Below are 21,162 nucleotides of genomic sequence, written 5' to 3'. Positions count from 1 at the left end.
CTTTCAAATTCATTCGCCGTTTCTACCCGCACGATTCTCTCATGCTCATGCCGCCTTTCTTCTTGAGCGCCAATAGGGACTAACTACACCCTTCCATCTTGTAGATGAAATATCCGTCCTTATTGATTGCGTCGGCGACATTGGCGGGCGCGCTTTGGCTGTGGCAAAAATTGCACTCTCTATTGGTCACCGTGGCATCGCCTTCGCCAATGGAAGTTAACCACTGTTTCGCGTATTCGATTGCTTTCCTGTCGTCTTTTACTGCGGTGAACACATCAAAGTGCATCGTATGACCATCTTTAGCTTTGACATAGGTGTCATATACGTGAATTTCCATGCTGTTCCTCTTCAACGGTTATGGATGATGGAGCGAAGCTAGACCGGTTTACTCAATAGCTCAAGTAACGACATATAGACTATCACGGTGGCGAGAAAAGTGGAATGCAGCATCAGAACCGGCGTCGTATGTCGCTACGTTTCAGGGCAGCTCTAGCAGTAGCGTGCTTCAAATTACCCGCCTCAATATTCCCTAGCCCGAACTCGTCATCTTTGTCATAAAACTGTTACAAAACTGTTACAAAACTGCAATCAAACGGACATTTTCCCACAGTATGCTCCCACCAGTTTTTTATAAACAAACCGAGAAGAGAAAACTGATGAGATTATCCCGACTTACGTTAGCGATCGCCGCCGTGTTAGGCTCGAGCGTATCCGCCGCGGCTTTTGCCATCGACCTTTATGTCGATACCAAAACCGAGCAGATTTATGCGAAGCCTGGTCCAGGCCGGGTACACATGGGTTCGTTCGTGAAAGAAGATGCGGCAAAGCCGGCCGGCAATAGGACAGACCGGGCTGGAGACGAGGCAGTTGCCAAGACAGGTGACACGACGGCGGATAGCGCGGCTGATGGCGCAGCCGGAAAAACCGACGCAGCGGAAGTAATGGCGCTCCGCAAGGACATAGAATTGAAGGCCAAGATGCGGGAAGCGCGTCTTATCAGCGACATGGCGTCCCTTGAGCAACGAGTCAAGGAAACCGAAAAAACCAAGCTGAAGTATGGACCTGGGTTGCATTTTGAAAGTAAGGATGGAAACTTTACGGCGGCGATTGATGGACGGCTGCAAGTCGACTCGCAATACAATATTATCAACGATGTCCAGCCACCTGCGGCAGAGGACCGACCTTACGAATTAAACAGCGGCGCCACCATCCGGCGCGCCCGTCTTGGTGTTGAAGGGACGTTTTACAAGAAATGGGATTATAAATTCGAGTACGATTTCAGCCGCGGAAATGGTGCAGTAACATCGGGGATTACCGATGCGTTCATTCGGTATAACTTCGACAATCCCCTGTCAGTCAAGGTAGGTTCGTTCAAGGAACCGTTCAGTCTGGAAGAAGCTACCAGTAACCGCTTTTATACCTTCGTTGAACGTAATATGGCCGTTAACACGTTCGTCGACAACCCCAACGTCTATAAAACCGGTGTAGGCGTCAACTACGCTGTCCCGCGCTGGCAAACTGGGATAGCGTTTCAAACTGAACCGGTGGGCAGCTGGTCCAGCGCCGCCACATCAATTAACCCGAATGGCAATAATAGCCGCAACAATGGTTCGGGCGACATCAGCTGGGCGAGCACAGGGCGTATATCAGGCAGGCCGTGGCTGGAAAGCGAAACCAAATTCTTGCATATAGGGGCTTCGGCATCGCACACCAGAGTCAATACCCAATACTTCGGCAATGGCAATTTTGCGAATGGCGGGATGAGTTTCGGCGCATTTCCAGCCGTCAACGTGGATCGTACCAATGTATTGAACACCAGCAACTTGAGCATCGGAAACAAGAATGACCCTGACTCGCGCCGGGTAGAAAGTTACAATCGCTGGGGAGCGGAAACTGCCCTGGTTTATGGGCCCTTTTCGGCTCAGGCGGAGTATCTGCAGACAGATATTTATGGTCATGGTTATAGCGGCGAGTCGTTGTTCGGCTATTACGGTTATGTAAGTTATTTTCTAACGGGTGAATCGCGAACCTATCACGTCAAGAATGGAGCCTGGAATCGATTAAAGCCCCATCAGGCCTTTCAGTTGAACGGCCCGGGTTGGGGCGCCTGGGAAATTGCTACTGGTTATGACTATCTGAATATGAACGATGGGGTAATCCGGGGAGGGGAGGCTGACCTCGTCAAATTCGGCCTTAATTGGTATCCTCATTCGAATATGCGCGTAATGACCAACTATGTTCATGTACTGGATGTCAATACGGCCGGCGTTGCTGACAGACGCAGTGCTGCCTTCAATAATGCCAACCTGGACGCGTGGGTAACGAGGTTTGCCGTTGAGTTTTAAGGCAGCGGGAAGCACGAACGGTGGCAAGGGTGGATCGGGAAGATTTTCGGTGTTTCCGAAAAAATCTCAATGAGCGCCTGAGTGACTCACCTGAGCGAGAACTCCACCCCGCTGCCGGATTTCGTGCCATCGGCTTCCGTCTCGATTTTCGGCGCAAGCATAAACATTCGATCACTCGAGACGTCGCCATGCTCGATCAGCCAGTTACGCGCGGCTTCCGCTCGCCGCTCGGCAAGTTCTCGCATTTGGCTATCACTGGCGTCGATGTTGGCAAGCATTAATTGCTCCATTTCTGCTACTGGGAGGCTTTTTGTAAGTCCGATCAAGTTTTTTGGTTTCGCGAACTTTGCTTCCTTGTAAACAAGTGTCAAGTACTTCTCATATTCTTCGGGCTTCAACTCGATCTCATCCAGAGAACCAGCCGCTTCGCCCTTTTTTACCTTCTCCATCAATTTCTGTTCTTTAACTCGGCGTTCCAGAATTGTGTGTTTCAGAGCCTCCGGGTCATGCAGAGGATCTGCCCGACCCGTAATCTCGAGCTCGAGCGCGGGACGGTCCGCCAATGCCTTGGATAACGTCTCAAGGCGTTTCTCGGCTTCAAGCGTTATCTGTGCGCGGCCAGGCGGAAAACTTATCTCGGATAACTCTTCGCCTCCGCCGAAAGCTGAGCCCAGCAGTGCGAACGGCGCGGTAGCAGCCTTGGTAAGCAGATTAATGATGGCGTTGACAATAACTCCACCCAAACTGAATTGTGGGTCGTTGATAGACCCGCTTATTGGAAGGTGGACGTCGATTTCTCCCTGCCGGTTCTTCAGCAATGCCAGAGCGAGATTCACCGGAATTGACAGCGCATCCGGACTTTCGACCTTTTCACCAAAAGTCAGTTGATCAAGAAAAATATCGTTTTCGGCTGTCAACACGCCTTTTTCAAGGTGGTAATGGATATCGACCGATAACTTGCCTTTCGCGATAGCGTAGCCTACATATTTACCTGAGTAAGGGCTGAAGGCCGGCATATCGATCCCTTTCGCCGCCGCCTTAATGTCGAGGTAGAGTTGACGGCCAAAAGCATCGAATTTTCCCACGATTTTTAGTGGGGCAGTTTTGTCCACGGCTCCGCGTATGTCGATTTCGCCCGGCTTTCCAGGATCAAGAGGACCGACACGGCCGACAAGCCCGGTCAATCTTGCCCGGTAGTTGGGTTTGATGAATTGGTCGTTGAAATTGACGTTTCCTCCCTGCATCACAATCCGTCCGATGTGAACAGGGATGCGCTTGCGAGTTGGCGGCTGCGAAACATCGGCGGCGGTAGTCTGCGTAGGCCTGGCGGAAGCGGTCTGCTGTTCCGCGGGCGGCACAGCCGGAACTGCTTGGGCGGGCGTCTGCCCGTTATCGTCCTGGCGGACGATATGCTTGAGATTAAGTTCTCCTTCCGGAGAGAGTGCAACACGGGCAAAGAAATCGGCAATCCCGATAGATGCTATATCTACTCGCAACGGTTCATTAACAAACTTGATGTCGTTAATGTCAAGATTTCGCCAGCGCATGAGATCCGTTGTGCTGACCTTGTCGAGAACGTTGAAATTGGTAAAACGCCCCTTGCCGTTTACTGCCACTTTTAATGGCGACCCATCTGCGTTGATGTTGCCATGGAAGGACGCGGCGCCCTGCGTGAGCAGTACGTTCAGCCGGTCACCCGCCCAACCCTGAAGCGCAACCAGATCAACATCGTTGGCACTTACCGCGAAATTGGCCGCTAATGGCGCCCAGGCCAGAGAACCATTTGTTTCAAGGCTTCCATGTTGATTTATTGCTGCCTTCAGCGCCAGTTTCAGTGGCGCTGCACCGCTGAAGTCTATATCGGTAACGGTTAAATCGAGCGGATCGACAACCATCGGCGCTATGTTTGTCAGTGTACTGTCTTCAAAACGCAAGGCCGCCCCAGTTAACTTCAGGCTGCCAAGCTGTGCCGTCCATGGCTTGCTCGTCTCCGCCTTGGCAGAGGCCTCCGGCATCGATGCAGTTCCCGGTGCCGGTGTAACAAGTTTTAGGAGATCCAGGCGGCCATCGGCCTGGCGGCGCGCGGCGGCTTTGAACCGATCCAGCACCACAGCGCCTATGGCCACACTCTGCCGTTTGGAATCGATTGCGACCTCATCCACGTTTAACGTTGGCAGCCTCAGCACCGGTTCCGACTCACCTTTTCGAACCACTGCGGCTTCGGCCAAAGCCAGTGCGACATGCGATGGTTTCGACCCGTTGAGATTGATTTCAGTCAACTTGACGTCGAACTGATCGAGCTTTGCGCGATAAGGCATTTCCACAGCCTCATTCTCGATTTCCAACTCCCGCAGCGCCGCCCGACCCGTCAAAACCATACTTGGCGACTCCCCGGCAACCTGGGTAAAAGTCAGCAATAAATCGCTGTCAAAATAGCCTGAAAGCAGACTGATGCCTGTCGGGATCGGTGAATATTCGTCTATATTGGTCAAATCGACGTCATTGAGCTTGAGCTCAAGCGTTGCTTCGCGATTTTCCGTGAAAGGTCGCATTTTACCGTTCAGGGTGAGCGGCGCCCCATTGACTTTGGCGCTGAAATGCGGCTCGACCCAGGTTTCCTCATCGCTTTCAAAGTTGGCGATAAACGGTACGCCGACGCGGATCTCGGAGATTTTCTGGCGACTCTCTTTGAGTCGATCGATAAATTCGAACTGTCCATCTTCAATAACGATGTTGCTCACGGAGAACATTGCTTCATCGCCTTTATCGGCCTCATCGGGCCGTTTCATCAAATTTTCGATCAGGTCTGTAATATTGAAACGGTTTTCGGCTTCCCGAACCAAACGCAGCGCGGGTGCCTTTAGCGATACGGAACTGATCACCGGTGCACGGCGTGCGACAGAAGCAATGCTGAGATTGGTATACAACTCGTCGAGCGAAAAAAGAGCCTTCCCGGCGTCAATACCCGATTCTTTTTCGCCGATGCGGAAACCACGCACCGTCAGCTCCAGCGTATAGGGTTGAATATCGATTGATTGCACTGTCACCGGCCGCTGCAGGGCTTCCGACAGGGCATTCTCGAGCTTATTTTTGGCGTAGCCCGGCAGCCAGAAATAACCCAGCAGCCCGAACAGGACAATGACAGCAACAAAAATGCCGAGGCCGATACCTAAACGTCTGTGGCGGGTGAAACGATGAAGGAGTGTTCTCGCAGACATGTTCGTACGATTTCCTGGAGGTGGTTCTAGCAGCAACAAAAAAGCTTGAGAGCAGAAACCTCAACCTTTTCGAGCCCAACTTTACGCTTAGCCGAAAGATGGGTCAATTATCCCTGCAGAAATCAAATGTGATTCATGGATGAGGCTTACGAGGGCGCGGCGGAACCAGTCTGAAAGTAATAATGACCAGAAGCGCAAACAATACATAAACTATTGGAAATATCCATTCCGGAATCTCATAGAAGAGGATTCGATGCAACCAGCGCTCAATGAAACCCGCGCCGGTCGGCCTGTTACGTAAAGTGTCTTCCAGCCATGTGAGCGGACATATCATGCCAATGAGCGACTCGGCGGCAACGTACAGGATAGCGGCAAGATGCGCAAACCGAAACCGGCGATTGCGTACTAAACGTAATCTCATCCTTGCACCGATCCAGATCAGCGGCAGACTGCCGACGACAAATAACACGAACAGGAAATGAATGATAAGTACGATATCAGCCAGCAGGCCGCCAAGGTTCATCGTAGAGTACCAAATCTATTCATGAATACGCAGGGACCCCTGAAACAGTCCTTCGGAGCGCCAGATCGGCAAAAGGTGCAAAATGGGGACGATCAGGGACGCGATACCCACCTTCAGCCTAGCCGATGATGCCAGGGAGTGCAACGCGGCGCGCCCTGTTTTTCCACAATCCGGGGTCGCGGCCCGGCTTGGGCTATCACCAGACACAGCCGGATAGCGGGAGCCGGTCATCCACTGGCTTTGCTATTGTCGCTTGTCCCGCGGGGAAAATGCCGGCGCTTTTTAGATCTCTCTCCTCTCTCATCTCTCTCATAGCTGGAAAAACAAAAGAATAAACATATTCTATTAGGTTATTTCTTGATAGCTGCACGTATCGGTATAGTGTTGCGACATATGGAAGAGGCAGGAAACAAAGCTTATGAAGATTCGCAATCTGGATCTGACGGGTAATCCGATAAACGTGGAACACCAGCAGCTGGGGCTGCCTCCTGTTGAGGAACCCGTCTCCCATCCTGGCGCCCACCCTCTCCTTCAGGCTGCGGTGTGGTTCGTTGTTGTGGTTATGATCGGGTTGGTCCTCTTTTTGACGGGGCGCTTTTTTATTTCCAATAACTGGTTCGGTGGTTGGCAAATTATTGGCGAGACGCTCAGCGGCACGACATTCTGGAGCGCGGTACTGGTCGGATTTTTTGCACAAGTGGTGGATGGCGCGTTGGGCATGGCTTACGGCGTTACGGCAACGACGTTCCTGCTGGCGACAGGCGCCACCCCCGGCGCGGCGAGCGCCAGCGTTCATATCGCCGAGATTTTCACCACCGGTGTTTCAGGAATTTCGCACGTAAAATTCGGTAACGTGAATAAGGCGTTGTTTATACGTTTGCTGGTGCCGGGAATTCTGGGCGGCATACTGGGTGCAGTGCTGGTGACCCAGGTCGATGGCGCCATGTTCAAGCCATATATCTCGACCTATTTACTGCTGCTGGGTATTTACATCCTCAGCAAGGCGTTTCGCCCGCTACGCTTGCGCGAGGATGCTCCCAGGCACGTCGGAAAACTGGCGCTATTTGGTGGATTTGTCGACGCAGCGGGCGGTGGCGGCTGGGGTCCGGTAGTGACATCAACGTTGATGAGCTCGGGAAATGATCCCCGCACTACAATCGGCTCGGTAAATTTCGCCGAGTTCTTTCTGACGCTGACAGGCGCCACCGTTTTTACATTGCTGATGGAAACAAATACATGGCCCATCATCGTCGGCCTGGTATTTGGGGGCTTGTTCGCTGCACCGTTCGCCGCAGTGCTATGCAAGAAGCTCCACGCCCGCACGCTGCTTATACTGGTGGGGACACTGATTATTCTTATCAGTTCGTACAATCTGTACCGGGCCCTTGCTGTCTAGCAGCCTGTCGGACTTAAAGGAAATCGGCTGCAAAAGCGTCTGGCTGGTCCATATTTCGCCGCTTTTTCGGCCAATAGAATAACTATTGGCCTTCAAAATCATCAAAATCTGTCCTCACCCAGTCACTTTTTCGCTTCGATTCTTCAAGTCCGACAGGCTGCTAGAAAAAAGATTCAGTCTCCGGGGTTCGCCGGAGACTGTAAGCTGAATGAAAACGTCCCGCGAACGCTCCTTCCTTTTTACAAAGCCCCTCCGTGTTGTCCAGGTAATCCACGTTGGCTTTCAATTCATGATTTTCGCCGCCAGGGATAGTTTTTTTATGCATTATGAGCAGATTCATCCCATATCCCCGTTTAAAGTAGGTGCTTCACAAATTTCTCACATCTACATGATGCTTTCTTGACGTGTGTTGTGATAATTTCACGCAAAATTCACTTATAAATAACAGATTTCTATTTCGAACAGATAGTTCGCCAAATTCAAGGCATCTGTCAGCCCAGGCACTGCAAGGCTTTTTGCAGTCGTGTTACCACATCGGCTCATTCTGCGCCAAACGGCTATACAGCGAGCGGCGCGTTTCCCGTTCTTTGAAATCATTTTCCATATCAAATGAAGGAGAGCAAGTGCGACAAAACATTTTTACGGCATTAGCGCTATCGGGTCTGATACTTCTTTCCAGCCCGGTAGCTGCTCAAGAGTTTGCGGACGATCTATCGGATTTCCAAACCTGGGGTAACATCACGGCTACCGGTAATTTCGGATTTGTCAATCCGGATAACCCAACCTTGAAGAAAGTACTGTGGTGGGCGGAAGGACAAGGGCGTTTTGGCGACAATTCAACCAAGTTCTCTCAGGCCCTGATACGGCCCGGCCTGGGTTACAAGATTAACGACACTACCAGTATCTGGGCGGGATACGCCTGGGCCCCAACCTCGACACCATTTGTCAGTGTTCCGTTTGACGAGCAGCGAGTGTGGCAGCAATTATTATGGAGCGATAAATTTTCGTTCGGGAAAGTCACCGCGCGCAGCCGTCTGGAGCAACGCATGGCTCCGCGGCTCGGGGATGATGTCGCCGTGCGTTATCGGCAAATGCTTAAATTAGCTGTACCGCTGACTTTTGCACCAGGCTTCAGCTTCATCGTTCAAGATGAGGTTTTTGTCGGCCTCAACACGAATGACTGGCGCGCCCGAAGAGGCATCGACAACAATCGATTCTTTACGGGAATCGGCTATGCCATCAATAAGAATGTTACAACTGAAGTCGGCTATATGAACCACTATCTTATCAGGCGAGGGGCTAACCTGATGGATCATATATTATCCGCCAATCTTTTCTTGAACTTTTGAGCGGCATGCTGCCACGGAGCTCAGGGAGCTTGTTCTTCCTTTCTTCGTGGCGGTCAATATCAGATTGAAGTGGTTTTGAATGTACGACGGTTGATCAAAGATGCGCTTCGATACCAGTCTCCGCCTGTGTATCGAGGAATATCGAAGCAACAAAGCATCCCGCTATAGATCCGGTTGGCTGATGATATTTGATGCGTGAAAACGAACCGGGTTTACAGTAAGGGCTTGACCATGGATTCAAGTTTATCCTGACTCAGGCGGCCCAGTTTGGTCCCTATGATTTTCCCGCCGCGGTCAATAACAACCGTGAATGGGAGCGCCCCCTGGCGGTTTCCCGCTGCGTCAGCCAATTCCATGGCTTTCATATCGCCTACCAGCACCGGATAATTGATCCCTATCTCCTTGCTGAAAGCGACAGCTTTTTCCTTCTGATCCACTGCAATACCGACAAAAATAAGTCCGTTATCCCTGAATTTCTCCTGCAGTTCAATGAACTCCGGAATTTCCTTGCGGCATGGCTCGCACCAGGTCGCCCAGAAATTAATGACCATTACTTTGCCGCGCCATTGCGAGATGGCCTGATTCGTCCCCTGAAGATCGGGCAAGCTCGCGGCAAATATTGCCTCGGCCCCTTTGGTTGACACCGCTGCGTCGGCACCCGGTTCGGCATTACCGCTCATCAGGTGGCCGCGCAACAAAAAGCCGGCGGTCACTGCAAGCACTGCGATGCCTGCATACAACAACGTCTGTTGCAATTTCGTCATTTAATCATTAACCCCGAGGAAGATAACTCCAAAAATTCCGTGGCAGGATCCACACCAGGCCAATACACTCACTCGCGCAAAAGGCGTGTCGTGTTATATACGGTGGATTTGAACGGGCGCTCAGGTCAATACGGCATTGAGTATTTTCAGAAAGCTGTCCGTGTCCTGGTACCCAATGAGCCTGACTCCCTTGATCTCGCGCCCCTCGCGATCAAGGAACAGTATGCCGGGGGGGCCGAATAGCTTGAAACGCTTGAGCAATGCCGCGTCATCCGGTGTTCCCGCAGTAACATCTACCTTTAACAGTACCACGTCTTTCAGACGCGACTGCACTTTCGGATCGGTAAACGTGAAGCGCTCCATTTCCTTGCAGGAAATGCACCAGTCGGCGTAGAAGTCCACCATCATGTATTTGTTTCTCGCCCGGAGAATATGCTGTTCAAGTTCTGCTACCGACTTCACTCTCTGAAATGGTAAATGTCCCGCTTGCTCGGCCCCATTTTTTTCCATTGCAGCCGCATCCACCGCGGCGACGTTTATTTTCGAGAGAGGTTGCAGGATATCGCGGCTGCCGGAAAAAACACCGATCAACAGGGCAATCCCCGTCAGCAGCGCGATCATGCCCAGACCCTTCAGGAATTTCTGAAAGCCCGAAGCACCCGGACGCAACGGGTCGACGGCATGTAAATAAATGGCTGAGACGATCAATAAAGCGGCCCACAGCAGCATGTGCACCACCGCTGGAATCACCGGGGATATCAGCCATATTGCGACCGCCAGCAACAAAACGCCAAAGGATTGTTTGACCGCCTCCATCCATGGACCCGCTTTTGGCAGCAGCGCCCCTGCAGATGCGCCCAATAACAAGAGTGGCACGCCCATGCCCAAGGCCATGGCAAACAGCGCCGAGCCGCCCAGAACCACGTCCCGCGTCTGGCTGATGTAAAGCAGTGCGCCGGCCAGCGGGGCAGCCACGCAAGGCCCGACAATCAATGCGGACAATGCTCCCATGCCAAATACACCCGTCAGATGCCCACCTTTCAAATGACCTGCCTCCTCGGAGAGTTTGCTCTGAAGAAAGGTGGGCAATTGCAATTCGTAGAAGCCAAACATGGAAAATGCCAGCGTTATAAAGACCAGCGCAAACGCCCCGAGTACCCAGGCGTTTTGCAAAGTTGCGGACAGCATCGCCCCGGAAAGCCCCGCTGCCACGCCAGCGGCGGCGTAAGTAAGCGCCATCCCCATGACATAGGCTAACGACAGGATAAAACCGTGAGTCTTTGTAATGCGCTCTCCCCGCCTGGCGATAATGCCCGATAAAATGGGAAACATCGGAAATACACAAGGAGTAAATGCAAGAAGCAGGCCGATCCCGAAGAAACCGGTCAGAATCAGCCAGAAATTGCCGGTCTCGAACATTTGCTCTATTTTGCTGGATTCCGTCTCGATGGCAGGCGATCCACCCGGCGACGGGGACTGGAACAGTTCCGCGGCTGGGTCCGGCTTCGCTGCTGGCGAATCCGATGCCGCGGCTGCATCTCCGCTTACAGCATTGGCGACCGCGCCGGCCGCCGCTTTCGCCACCGGGAGCGTCAGTTCGACGACTTTGTTGATAGGCGCATAACAAACGCCTATTGGCTCGTTGCATCCCTGATAAGTCGCAACAAGCGTCAACTTTTCTGTTGAAGAGGGATCGCGCTTCAAGGAAATGAGCGCTTCGAACGGCTGATAAAAAACCTCGACTTCCCCAAAGGTAAGATCGCTTTTGACTTTCCCCTGAGGTAGAGAGATTGCCTCGATCGATGTCTGCGTGTTTTGCGGCTTGAACGCAACCTTGTCTTTGTAAAGATAATAGTTTTTTGCTGGTTCGAACTGCGCCACCAGCGTATTCTCATCCCGGACCTTGACAGTCAATTTGAAAGCCTGATCCGGGGGGAGCAATTCCTGTTCGTTTTGCTCCAGGCTTGCGCCAAGCTGTTTTAACCCGGAAAGAAAACCGGAAGCCTGCCTCTCCTCGGCGAAGAGATTTACGCTGCAAAAGCAGAGCAATAGCAGGAAATATCGAATCAAGTGCATGGAAAACCGGTTTTTTTTCAGTTAATTGTTGGCAGGAGTTAACGTTTCGTCAGCGATCCATCGCAAATAAGCGGGCAACCCGCTGCTTATTGGGACAGCAATGATTTCGGGTAGTTCGTATGGGTGCAGGGACGTTATCAACTGCTCCAGCCGGGCGTAATGCCGGGCAAGCGTCTTGATCAGTACCGGTACTTCGCGGGCACTCTCTTTTTTCCCCTGCCAATGGTAAACAGACGTGCATTCGGCCAGTACATTGACGCAGGCAGCCAATCGCTCGTCGACCAGTTTTTCAGCAAGCGATATAGCCGCTGCTCTATCGGGCAGATTGGTAAAGATGAGTATGGGTTCCATCGCAGTTGCTGTCGGCATTCCTTGAAACAGATCGAATTTTACTATTTTCCCAAGCATTCACTACGGCGCTCCTTGCAAAACACTCGGCGACAGTGGGATAGCGAAGGTTCACTTGCAACTCATGCTTGATGCGTGTGTTGATCAACCGCCGCGATTCCCGCATGAACGATAACATGCCTGAAGATATGCGCCCCTCGGCCTGGACTCGGGCGATGCGTGGTGGTCGCGGCAGAGCCATCCTGTCTGCCACCAGATCGAAGTACTCGCCCATTTTCAAGTCTGAGTCATCACTGGCATGATAGATCCTGCCTGGCTTTGCATGGCGCAGCGCGGCAAAGAGGATATGCACGAGATCCTCAGCGTGTATGTGGTTTGTGTAGCTGTCTTCTTCCGGCAATAGCGCCGGAACGCCCTCGCGCAAACGGGCGAGCGGCAGGCGATCGTCCGCGTAAATTCCTGGCACACGAAGGATTGACACACTCACGCCGTTGCGCAGTCCCCAGCTGCGGACCTGTCTCTCTGCATCGGCACGGCGCCATGCGCGTCCTGTTTGCGGATTGATCGAACGGGTTTCATCTACCAGCGCACCTCTGCAGTCACCGTATACGCCACTGGTGCTGATGTAAATAAGCCGTTGTGGTAATATTGCCCCCTTCATCCTTGGCCGTTTTGTCAGTGCTGCCAGGAGGTTCGCAGTACGGGTATCTCGTTGACCACGAGCAGGTGGCGGAGCAAGATGCAAAACCGCATGAGCTCTCCCACTCAGTTTGTCAAGAGTGCGAGGCGCGTCGAGATCTCCAAACACTGGCGTAATTCCGTGCAAACGCAAAAAGGCTCTTTTGTCCGGCGTCCGGCACAGGCCCAGCAGCCGATAGTGCGTCTGAAGCAGGGGCGCCGCGCGCAAGGCAATGTCGCCGCAGCCGACAATTAAAAGCGTCCGTTTCATGGTGTTCATTTTGTTTGCCGCCGGTTATCCTTGTCTTTACTGAATCATCCGTAATCAGATGCCGCATCAAATTACTATCGAGCCTAGCGGCCATGTTTTTTTCGCCCAACCCGGGGAAACCGTGTTACAGGCCGCGCTTCGCGAAGGTTATCCGCTTCCCTATGGCTGCCGAAATGGCGCCTGCGGTACTTGCAAGGGCAAAATCATACAGGGAAAGGTCGATTTCGGCAGCCATAATGAAAGTGCGCTAACGGAAGTGGAGAAGCAGGCGGGGATGGCATTGTTTTGCTGCGCGGTGCCATTATCGGAACTTGTCATCGAATGCCGCGAAATCGGGGCAATAAAAGATATTAAAATCAAGATGTTGCCGTGCCGTGTCCAGAAACTGGAACGGGCCGCGCCTGGCGTAATGATAATTTCCGTGAAGCTTCCGGCCAATGAACGCTTGCAGTTTCTCGCTGGGCAATATATCGACATTCTCATGAAAAATGGCAAGCGCCGGAGTTTCTCCCTAGCGAATGCGCCTCACGACGACGAACTGCTGCAGCTACATGTGCGAAATTACCGCGGCGGCGCATTCGCCGAGCATGTATTCACCCAGATGAAGGAGAAGGACATCCTGCGCTTCGAAGGGCCGCTCGGCACCTTTTTTCTGCGGGAAGATTCAGATAAACCAATTATCTTCGTAGCCAGCGGCACAGGGTTCGCACCGGTTAAAAGCATACTCGAACATATCTTTCATGTACAAAACTTCCGGGCGCATGAGCGGCAGATGGTCCTCTACTGGGGCAACCGCACCAGGTCCGATCTTTATATGACGGATCTGGCAGGAAGCTGGCAGCAGGAACATGACAATTTTACCTTTATCCCGGTACTATCCGAGCCCCTTCCAACGGATAACTGGCATGGAAGGACCGGCCTGGTACATGAAGCCGTGCTGCAGGATTTCGACGATCTCGCCGGATATCAGATATACGCTTGCGGCACACCGGCGATGGTCGAAGCGGCACATCGGGATTTCACCCGCCTGCGCGGCCTCCCGGAAAATGAGTTTTTTTCCGACGCATTCACGACTTCGGCAAGCGAACCAAAGCCCTGATTTTCCGGGTCATCCGGGCGGCTGCGAGCCGCAGCCGGGTTACTCCTGCGCCAGTGCGTCGAGTCGCCTCAATGCGAGTTCGAGGCCCTTGCCATAATGATCGCTAGCCAGTTCGGGCCGGCCAAGTTTCCCGTTCAGCTGTGCCAACGCCAGATGCGCCGGGTAATCCGGTTCCACCGACAGACTCGCCTCCAGATAATTTTGTGCTTTGCCCCATAGTTCGCAGTGGACGCAAAGCTTGCCCAAGGCAAACAGCAGAGATGCGTCGTTGGGATGAGACTTGAGCCAGGCTTCGGCGCGTTCAATTTGCCTGACGGCATCGTTACCCGTACATTGCGCGTACAGCTCGGCTAATTCGGAATCCCATTGGTTATCCAGACTCTCCTCAATAATCTGACGAGCGGTTGCAGAGTCCCCCATTGACGTATACGCACGCGCCGCAGCGGCGGCCAGCTTGCTGTCTTTCTTATCGGTTGAAGACGTATTTTGCCAATACTCCTTCAGTGCCTGGGGATTCAACATTCTGCTTTTGAGACTTTCCACATTGGCGCGGCGTCTCAGCTGCCTCACCAGTTCCATGTCAACCGCATTCCGCTGCTCCAGCTCCCGCAGCAGATCCAGAACGGCATCCCAGTTTTTTGACCGCTGCTGCGCTTTAAGTTCCAGCCGCAGTGCGGCGGTAGGCGGGCGCGTCCCCGTGGCGGTCAGGGACTGCAATATTTTCAGTGCTTCATCGAACCGGCGTTCATCCAGCAACAATTCGGCTTGTGTCATCAGCCGCAGCGTTATCTCTTTCGGTGCATTGCTTTCCGCCAACGCAATAAACTCGTCACGTCGGGAATACTTTCTCAGTTCGTGTGCGGAACGGGCAGCGACCATGGCATTAATCGCGCTAACGGCAGGAGATTCTTTCAGTTCCAGCGCGGCAGCGGAAGCTTTCTCGGCCTGAGCGTAGCGCCCTTCAAAGAACGCCTTGAGCCCGTCGAGCATTCTCGTACGCGCTTTCTCGTGGCGCCTGCGAGAACGGAATTCGCTCACCTCTGTTGGCAATCGCAGCGTAATGACAGCCAGCCGCACGACGAAATAAGCGATAAAAATAGTCGCCAGCAGTAAGACGGCCAATAAATTGAGCGAGAGCTCGATGCGATAAGGTTGAGCCACGATCAGCACATAGCCATTGTTGTATCTGGCGGCGAGCGTCACCGCCACGGCAACGGAAAACAACGCCAGAAACCATAGCGCCCACTTCATCTAATTCCTCGGTCGCGTGCAATCCGATAGTTGCGCACCGCACCGAGACTGGCAGAAATACGAGGCAATTCAATACTCACTTCGCTGTCTTGCAACTGACGCAGTGCTTCAAGCATATCGACGACGGATTTCGATTCGTTGTCGAAATAACGGCTGATCCATTCTACAGATGCATCGAGATCAGCCTTGAAGCTCGCTACATCGCGGGCAAGCAGTGCGTGCCGAGCCGACAGCAGGCGCAGCTTTAAATTCTCCCGCAGAAAATATGCCTGTGATGGCGATAGCAGAGCAAGATCCGGTTGATTCATGTACTGGACACGTACCAATCGCTTTACGTCTTCCCATGCCTCACGCGCGAACCTGAGCCATATATTTTCCGTCGCCGGAATTTGATGCGGGGAAGAGACGGTTTCCGGTGGACGAAGTTCCATCTTCAACGGCAATGTATCGACTGAGGCCGCCAGATTGTCCAGGCGCAGGCTGATCCCCACCGTATCCACATAGGGTGCGGATTTCAGAAGGTCCATGTCCTGCGCGAGGATCTTGCGCAAGGGGGATAACTGGGGGCGGTCAATGCGCTGCAGGCGGGCATCAGCCTCTTGCATAGCGATCAGAGCAGCCTTGACATTGCTTGCCAGCTGCAACTGTTGATTGGCAATAAGAAGCAACTGTTCCACTTCCTCCAGTGTTGCCTCATCGCGATTACGCGTAAGCTCCTGGTACAGCGCCTCCAGCGCCAGTTGCTGGCTCTGCGATTCAGCCAGTTTGGCTTCCAGCAAGTTAACCTTTGTTTCTACCCGACGCCCTGCCTCGGTCGCCTCTGCCGCCAGGTGATGCGACTCTTTGCCCGAAGCATCGGATTCGGCCAGCCGTTTTGCCAGCTCATGCTGCAATCCAGCGATTTCATGACGCGTGTCGTACCACTGCCACGCCATTACCGGGACAAAGATCAGAGCAAGAAGCAAAACGGAACTGATTCGCCCGGTCCATCCCTGAGCGGGTCTCTTGCGCACTTCATTTGACTTCCCGGTCTCGACAGATTGAGTTTCTGCACTCATGGTTTCGTTGAAATTCGATTTTCGCCGCTGGCTTCCGGCTGAAAGTAATCCAGCAAGCCTTCCATCAGCCCATCATCGCCGGCAGAGGTAAGGATCACGCGCGTAAATCCCAGTTTCCTCGCGGTTTGAGCTATGCGCTCGTGAGATACAAACAATGGCGTTTTTCGGAGCCACGCCTGACCGGATTCGCCAACCATATCGCATAAATTGCGCAACCCTTCACTGCTGGTTATCGTAATCACGGTCATTTTTCCACTCGCCCGGGCTCTGGCTAACAGAGCGGTATCCGAATGCGGCTTGACCCGGCGGTAACATTCTGCATATTCCAGGGTGGCGCCCCTTTTCAGCAAATTTTCTCCCAGCACTTCCCGTCCCCTGTCGCCACGAAAAATTACGACGCGTTTGCCTTCCATTTGCCTTAATTCAGCCATGTCAAGCAACGCTTCGCTATCGAAACGTGTAGTCGGGGCGATTACGGCATTAACGCCAAAATTTCCCAGTTCCCGCACGGTCCCCTGGCCAACCGCCGCAATTTTAAGCCCGGTGGGCAATGTCCGCTTTGCCAGTATCAGACGCATTGCCTTATTGACTGCGTTGGGACTAATAAAAATTGCAAGGTCGAATTCGTCGAGACGTTCGATCAAATCCAGCAGTGGATGCTGATTCGTCGTATCCAGAATCTCCAGCACCGGAAATAAAATGGGATTACCACCTGCTGCGCGTATGCGGTCAGCAAGCTCGCCGGCCTGATGGGCCGGACGCGTGACCAGGATATTGGTCCCGGCCAGCGGTTTGGTCACGGGTGGCTCACGGGCTCGGTCGCTCTTGATCCCAGCGCTGTCAGAATTTCTTCCGCGCCCTGTACCTTCAAATTCTGCGCCAGCTGCGCACCCATTACCGTCCCGACTTCCGGATCGCCACTCAATTCATCACTTATCATGCGCATTCCATCCTGGCTGGCGACGAATCCGCGTAATCGCAGTATACCTCCGGCAATTTCAGCAAAGCCTCCCAGGGGCACTTCGCAGCTTCCACCCAACGCGCGGCTCATGGCGCGCTCCGCTTCAACGCACTGAGCAGTGGGCAGATGATGTAGCGGTTTCATCAACTCGATCAAATCGGTTCGATCGGTCCGGCACTCGATGCCCAAGGCGCCTTGGCCCACTGCCGGCAAACTCAATTCGGGACTTAACAGTGCGGTAATTCGATTGCCCAGCCCCAGCCGTTTCAAACCCGCAGCCGCTAAAATAATAGCCGCAAACTGCCCTTCATCCAGCTTGCGCAGCCGCGTCTGCACGTTGCCGCGCAAGGGCTGCACCTGCAAATGCGGGAAACGCGCGCGCAGCTGGCTTTCGCGGCGTAGACTGGAGGTTCCCACCACACTGCCGGTCAGGAGCGAATCGAGCGTGGCATATCGATTGGAAATAAAAGCATCGCGCGGATCTTCGCGTTCGGCGATGGCGGCCAGTGCAAATCCCGGCGGCATATCCATCGGCACATCCTTCATCGAATGCACCGCGATATCGGCGCGGCCATCTTCCAGGGCCTGCTCCAGTTCCTTGATGAATAATCCCTTGCCGCCAATTTTGGAGAGGGATACATCCAGAATCTGATCGCCACGGGTCGTCATAGCGGATATGCTGAATTCCGTTTGCGGGTATAATTTCGTGAGCCGATCCCGAATGAAATTTGCCTGCCACAGGGCAAGAACGCTTTCCCGCGTGGCAATAACGATTTTTGGTGATCTGGATGAATTAGGCATTATTATTAACAATGAGAAAATTACGGAATTGCTGCTAGCACCCATTTTAGCATGCCGCGCGCCAAAGCTGGATTGAAGCACGCGAGGCATCCGGTCGTATCTGCCGTTAAGAAAGAGGTTACGTTTATGAGTTCCCTTGCTTCCCGAAGCGGAAATTTCGATAAAAATCACAGCAATGATAAAGATCCGCCCGTGAAGGACGATCCCCTTCGTGAGGATATCCGCCTGCTGGGGCGCATGCTGGGCGATACCTTGCGTGAGCAGGAGGGAGACCCTACTTTTGATCTGGTCGAAAACATCCGCCAGACCGCGATTCGATTTCGCCGCGAGCAGGATCCGACGGCACGGCAGGAAATGGATATGATGCTCAATCAGTTGAGCAACAAGGCGACGGAAGCGGTCGTGCGCGCATTCAGCCAATTTTCGCAACTTTCCAACATCGCCGAAGACATGCATCACAACCGCCGTCGGCGCAGCCATCTTCGGGCCGGATCGCCGCCGCAGGCAGGGAGCGTGGCATTGGCGCTGGATCGGGTCTTCAACAGCGGGAAGGACGGCGCCGCATTAAGCAGATTCTTCGCCAAGGCGGTCGTCTCACCGGTACTGACGGCGCACCCGACCGAGGTGCAGCGCAGAAGCATACTCGATTGCCAATTGACCATTGCGCACCTGCTGAACGAGCGCGACCGGGTGCAGCTTACGCCGGACGAGTTGCGCAGCAACGAAGACGGGTTGCGCTCCGCCATTCAGATATTGTGGCAGACTCGCATGCTGCGTTCGCAGCGCCTCTCGGTGTATGACGAGATCAAAAACGGTCTGGCCTATTACCATTACACTTTTCTTACCGAAGTACCCCGTCTGTATGCGGAAATCGAGGATCTGCTCGAACGCCGCATGGGAGCCAACGCGCCGCATATTCCGCCGTTCCTGCGCATAGGCAGCTGGATAGGCTGCGATCGGGACGGCAATCCATTTGTCACCCATGAGGTAATGCTGCATGCAGCTGAGCGTCAATCGGCGCTGGCGCTCGACTTCTATATGGGTGAAGTACATCAGATCGGCCGAAAGTTAAGTCTGACGGAGCGACTGGTGAATGTGGATGAGGCACTGGCCAAACTGGCAGAAGCGTCGCCCGACCACGCGGTCAGCCGTGCCGATGAGCCTTACCGGCGCGCGCTGATCGGCATTTATGCACGTCTCGCTGCTACCAGCCAGGGTCTTGGTCACGTAATCCGGCAGCGGCGTCCGGTAGGACCCGCCGCACCTTACAGGGAAAGCATGGAATTCGTGCGGGAGCTCGATATCGTCATCCACTCCCTCAAGCAGCACAAGTCGGAATTATTGGCGCGCGGTGAACTGCGTCACCTGAGACGCGCAGCCGAAGTTTTCGGATTTCATCTCGCGCCGCTGGATATGCGCCAGCACAGCAATGTACATGAGCAGGTAGTGGCGGAATTGTTCGAGTATGGCGCCAATCGCACAGGTTATTCCGAATTGACCGAGACGGAGCGTGTCCAGTGGCTGCTGACAGAGATCAGCTGTCCCCGTCCCCTGCGTTCACCTTATCTGGACTATTCCGAACTCGCTCAGAGCGAACTGTGCATTTTGCAAACAGCGGCGGAAATTCAACGGCGCTTCGGCCGCGCGGCATTGCCAAATTACGTTATTTCCAAAGCCGACGGCATTTCCGACATGCTGGAGGTTGCGCTGTTGCTGAAGGAAGTGGGTCTCTTGCTAGCCGGAGAAAAACCCTGCCTGCATCTCAATATCGTTCCATTGTTCGAGACTATCGCGGATTTGCGCGGCTGCGGCGTCATTATGGACGAGCTGTTCTCGCTACCGTATTACCGCAAACTCCTCGCATCACGCGATGATGTTCAGGAAGTGATGCTGGGTTATTCCGATAGCAACAAGGATGGCGGGTTCCTGGCCGCCAACTGGGAGCTTTACAAAGCCGAAACAGAATTAACCAAAGTTTTCGCCAAGCACAAGATTGAATTGCGTTTGTTTCATGGACGCGGCGGCACAGTCGGGCGTGGCGGCGGCCCCAGCTATCAGGCAATACTGGCTCAGCCTCCGGCCAGCGTCAATGGCCAGATACGAATCACGGAGCAGGGCGAAGTCATCGGCAGCAAATATGCCGACCCGGAAATTGGCCGGCGTAATCTTGAAACGTTGGTAGCGGCCACCGTCGAGGCTACGCTGCTGAGCCATGATCCTCTTGGTCAACGCGCCGCTGATTATTATCGCATCATGGAAGTGCTGGCAGGCGATGCGCTCGCAGCTTATCGCAATCTGGTATATGAAACGCCGGGGTTTACACGCTATTTTCAGGAATCGACTCCGATAAGGGAAATTGCTGGTCTGAATATCGGCAGCCGCCCGCCATCCCGGAAGAAATCCGACCTGATAGAAGATCTGCGCGCCATCCCCTGGACATTCAGCTGGAGCGTCAACCGTGCCATGATTACCGGCTGGTACGGCTTCGGCACGGCTGTAGAAATGTTCGTCCAGCGCGAAGGCCGGGGCGCAAAGGGCTTGGGATTTCTGCAGGAAATGCATCGTACCTGGCCGTTCCTGCAAACACTGCTATCCAACATGGATATGGTGCTGGCCAAAACCGACATGGGCATCGCGTCACGCTATGCTGAGCTTGTTACTGATGTTGACTTGCGAGAAGAAGTTTTCGGGCGCATACAGAGAGAATGGGGTTTGTGCGTAAAATGGCTTTTCGCCGTGACCGGCCGCACCGAACTGCTGCAGGACAATCCTACCCTCGCTCGCAGCATCCGCAATCGCACGCCCTACATCGACCCACTCAATCACCTTCAGGTAGAGCTGTTGCGCCGCTATCGTTCCGGCGATTCCACTGACGCGGTGAAGCGCGCGATACAACTCACCATTAACGGGGTGGCCGCAGGATTGAGAAACAGCGGGTAAGGCTTTATGAACATCAGCCATGATCGCCCTCGGACGGGCAGACCGGGTTGAGTCGGACCGATAGTACTTTCTCAGGATAGTTCA

At 53.6% G+C, this 21,162-nt stretch carries 17 protein-coding genes; 6 read left to right on the top strand and 11 right to left on the bottom strand.

Going from position 1 to position 21,162, the window contains the following annotated elements:
• Window positions 1-79: 79 nt before the first annotated feature.
• On the bottom strand, window positions 80-337 hold the full coding sequence (locus BMX66_RS14040; protein WP_090883263.1) for a DUF2024 family protein: 258 nt from the start codon (window positions 335-337) through the stop codon (window positions 80-82).
• A gap of 319 nt (window positions 338-656) precedes the next feature.
• Between BMX66_RS14040 and BMX66_RS14035 the strand changes: the two genes are divergently transcribed.
• Entirely contained in the window at window positions 657-2,345 is a 1,689-nt protein-coding gene (locus BMX66_RS14035) for an OprO/OprP family phosphate-selective porin (RefSeq protein ID WP_090883261.1), read from the top strand.
• Between the two features lie 86 nt (window positions 2,346-2,431).
• On the opposite strand, the gene BMX66_RS14030 is transcribed toward BMX66_RS14035, so the two are convergent.
• Window positions 2,432-5,563, bottom strand: coding sequence for a DUF748 domain-containing protein (locus BMX66_RS14030; protein WP_090883259.1), 3,132 nt, complete (start codon window positions 5,561-5,563; stop codon window positions 2,432-2,434).
• A gap of 133 nt (window positions 5,564-5,696) precedes the next feature.
• Window positions 5,697-6,086: a DUF2784 domain-containing protein gene (locus tag BMX66_RS14025; protein ID WP_177168794.1), complete on the bottom strand. Its 390-nt coding sequence runs from the start codon at window positions 6,084-6,086 to the stop codon at window positions 5,697-5,699.
• Between the two features lie 418 nt (window positions 6,087-6,504).
• On the opposite strand from BMX66_RS14025, the gene BMX66_RS14015 reads away from it, so the two are divergent.
• Window positions 6,505-7,482, top strand: a complete 978-nt coding sequence (locus BMX66_RS14015; protein WP_090883255.1) for a sulfite exporter TauE/SafE family protein — start codon at window positions 6,505-6,507, stop codon at window positions 7,480-7,482.
• A gap of 623 nt (window positions 7,483-8,105) precedes the next feature.
• Window positions 8,106-8,831, top strand: coding sequence for a DUF2490 domain-containing protein (locus BMX66_RS14005; RefSeq protein WP_090883251.1), 726 nt, complete (start codon window positions 8,106-8,108; stop codon window positions 8,829-8,831).
• Between the two features lie 212 nt (window positions 8,832-9,043).
• Here BMX66_RS14005 and BMX66_RS14000 read toward each other — a convergent pair whose 3' ends face one another.
• The 4 genes from BMX66_RS14000 to BMX66_RS13985 form a co-directional block, all read right to left on the bottom strand.
• Window positions 9,044-9,595 (bottom strand): TlpA family protein disulfide reductase, encoded by a 552-nt coding sequence (locus BMX66_RS14000; protein WP_090883249.1) that lies wholly within the window; start codon window positions 9,593-9,595, stop codon window positions 9,044-9,046.
• Between the two features lie 120 nt (window positions 9,596-9,715).
• Window positions 9,716-11,671: a protein-disulfide reductase DsbD gene (dsbD, locus tag BMX66_RS13995; protein ID WP_090883247.1), complete on the bottom strand. Its 1,956-nt coding sequence runs from the start codon at window positions 11,669-11,671 to the stop codon at window positions 9,716-9,718.
• Window positions 11,672-11,692: 21 nt separating this feature from the next.
• Window positions 11,693-12,022 carry a divalent-cation tolerance protein CutA gene (gene cutA, locus BMX66_RS13990; RefSeq protein WP_199679332.1) on the bottom strand — a complete coding sequence of 110 codons (330 nt, stop codon included), beginning with the start codon at window positions 12,020-12,022 and terminating at the stop codon, window positions 11,693-11,695.
• Entirely contained in the window at window positions 11,985-12,968 is a 984-nt protein-coding gene (locus BMX66_RS13985) for an SDR family oxidoreductase (RefSeq protein WP_090883329.1), read from the bottom strand. The genes cutA and BMX66_RS13985 overlap by 38 nt, the downstream gene beginning before the upstream one ends.
• Before the next feature lie 58 nt (window positions 12,969-13,026).
• On the opposite strand from BMX66_RS13985, the gene BMX66_RS13980 reads away from it, so the two are divergent.
• Complete coding sequence (locus BMX66_RS13980; RefSeq protein ID WP_090883243.1) at window positions 13,027-14,067, top strand: CDP-6-deoxy-delta-3,4-glucoseen reductase; 1,041 nt, start codon at window positions 13,027-13,029, stop codon at window positions 14,065-14,067.
• A 39-nt stretch (window positions 14,068-14,106) separates the two neighbouring features.
• Here BMX66_RS13980 and BMX66_RS13975 read toward each other — a convergent pair whose 3' ends face one another.
• The 4 genes from BMX66_RS13975 to hemC are packed head-to-tail and all read right to left on the bottom strand — an operon-like array spanning window position 14,107 to window position 18,078.
• On the bottom strand, window positions 14,107-15,318 hold the full coding sequence (locus tag BMX66_RS13975) for a heme biosynthesis HemY N-terminal domain-containing protein (RefSeq protein WP_090883241.1): 1,212 nt from the start codon (window positions 15,316-15,318) through the stop codon (window positions 14,107-14,109).
• Window positions 15,315-16,376: a uroporphyrinogen-III C-methyltransferase gene (locus tag BMX66_RS13970; protein ID WP_090883240.1), complete on the bottom strand. Its 1,062-nt coding sequence runs from the start codon at window positions 16,374-16,376 to the stop codon at window positions 15,315-15,317. The genes BMX66_RS13975 and BMX66_RS13970 overlap by 4 nt, the downstream gene beginning before the upstream one ends.
• The gene (locus tag BMX66_RS13965; RefSeq protein WP_090883238.1) at window positions 16,373-17,176 is read right to left on the bottom strand and encodes a uroporphyrinogen-III synthase; all 804 of its coding nucleotides are present in this window, start codon (window positions 17,174-17,176) and stop codon (window positions 16,373-16,375) included. The genes BMX66_RS13970 and BMX66_RS13965 overlap by 4 nt, the downstream gene beginning before the upstream one ends.
• Entirely contained in the window at window positions 17,173-18,078 is a 906-nt protein-coding gene (gene hemC, locus BMX66_RS13960; protein ID WP_255398971.1) for a hydroxymethylbilane synthase, read from the bottom strand. The genes BMX66_RS13965 and hemC overlap by 4 nt, the downstream gene beginning before the upstream one ends.
• On the opposite strand from hemC, the gene BMX66_RS16075 reads away from it, so the two are divergent.
• Window positions 18,059-18,214: a hypothetical protein gene (locus BMX66_RS16075; RefSeq protein ID WP_255398972.1), complete on the top strand. Its 156-nt coding sequence runs from the start codon at window positions 18,059-18,061 to the stop codon at window positions 18,212-18,214. The two genes, hemC and BMX66_RS16075, sit on opposite strands and share 20 nt — an antisense overlap.
• Before the next feature lie 50 nt (window positions 18,215-18,264).
• The gene (gene ppc, locus BMX66_RS13955) at window positions 18,265-21,078 is read left to right on the top strand and encodes a phosphoenolpyruvate carboxylase (protein ID WP_090883321.1); all 2,814 of its coding nucleotides are present in this window, start codon (window positions 18,265-18,267) and stop codon (window positions 21,076-21,078) included.
• Window positions 21,079-21,162: the final 84 nt, after the last annotated feature.

Origin of the sequence: Nitrosovibrio sp. Nv6 (assembly GCF_900110495.1) — a bacterium.
Taxonomy (GTDB): Bacteria; Pseudomonadota; Gammaproteobacteria; order Burkholderiales; family Nitrosomonadaceae; genus Nitrosospira.
Note: the sequence above shows the minus strand (reverse complement) of the source record. Positions and strands in the feature narration are given on the sequence as shown.

Excerpts from the sequence above, each read along its gene's own strand:
- BMX66_RS14040 (WP_090883263.1), bottom strand. The coding sequence starts at position 337 with ATGGAAATTCACGTATATGACACCTATGTCAAAGCTAAAGATGGTCAT.
- BMX66_RS14035 (WP_090883261.1), top strand. The coding sequence starts at position 657 with ATGAGATTATCCCGACTTACGTTAGCGATCGCCGCCGTGTTAGGCTCG.
- BMX66_RS14030 (WP_090883259.1), bottom strand. The coding sequence starts at position 5,563 with ATGTCTGCGAGAACACTCCTTCATCGTTTCACCCGCCACAGACGTTTA.
- BMX66_RS14025 (WP_177168794.1), bottom strand. The coding sequence starts at position 6,086 with ATGAACCTTGGCGGCCTGCTGGCTGATATCGTACTTATCATTCATTTC.
- BMX66_RS14015 (WP_090883255.1), top strand. The coding sequence starts at position 6,505 with ATGAAGATTCGCAATCTGGATCTGACGGGTAATCCGATAAACGTGGAA.
- BMX66_RS14000 (WP_090883249.1), bottom strand. The coding sequence starts at position 9,595 with ATGACGAAATTGCAACAGACGTTGTTGTATGCAGGCATCGCAGTGCTT.
- dsbD (WP_090883247.1), bottom strand. The coding sequence starts at position 11,671 with ATGCACTTGATTCGATATTTCCTGCTATTGCTCTGCTTTTGCAGCGTA.
- cutA (WP_199679332.1), bottom strand. The coding sequence starts at position 12,022 with ATGGAACCCATACTCATCTTTACCAATCTGCCCGATAGAGCAGCGGCT.
- BMX66_RS13985 (WP_090883329.1), bottom strand. The coding sequence starts at position 12,968 with ATGAAACGGACGCTTTTAATTGTCGGCTGCGGCGACATTGCCTTGCGC.
- BMX66_RS13980 (WP_090883243.1), top strand. The coding sequence starts at position 13,027 with ATGCCGCATCAAATTACTATCGAGCCTAGCGGCCATGTTTTTTTCGCC.
- BMX66_RS13975 (WP_090883241.1), bottom strand. The coding sequence starts at position 15,318 with ATGAAGTGGGCGCTATGGTTTCTGGCGTTGTTTTCCGTTGCCGTGGCG.
- BMX66_RS13970 (WP_090883240.1), bottom strand. The coding sequence starts at position 16,376 with ATGAGTGCAGAAACTCAATCTGTCGAGACCGGGAAGTCAAATGAAGTG.
- BMX66_RS16075 (WP_255398972.1), top strand. The coding sequence starts at position 18,059 with ATGAAATTTGCCTGCCACAGGGCAAGAACGCTTTCCCGCGTGGCAATA.
- ppc (WP_090883321.1), top strand. The coding sequence starts at position 18,265 with ATGAGTTCCCTTGCTTCCCGAAGCGGAAATTTCGATAAAAATCACAGC.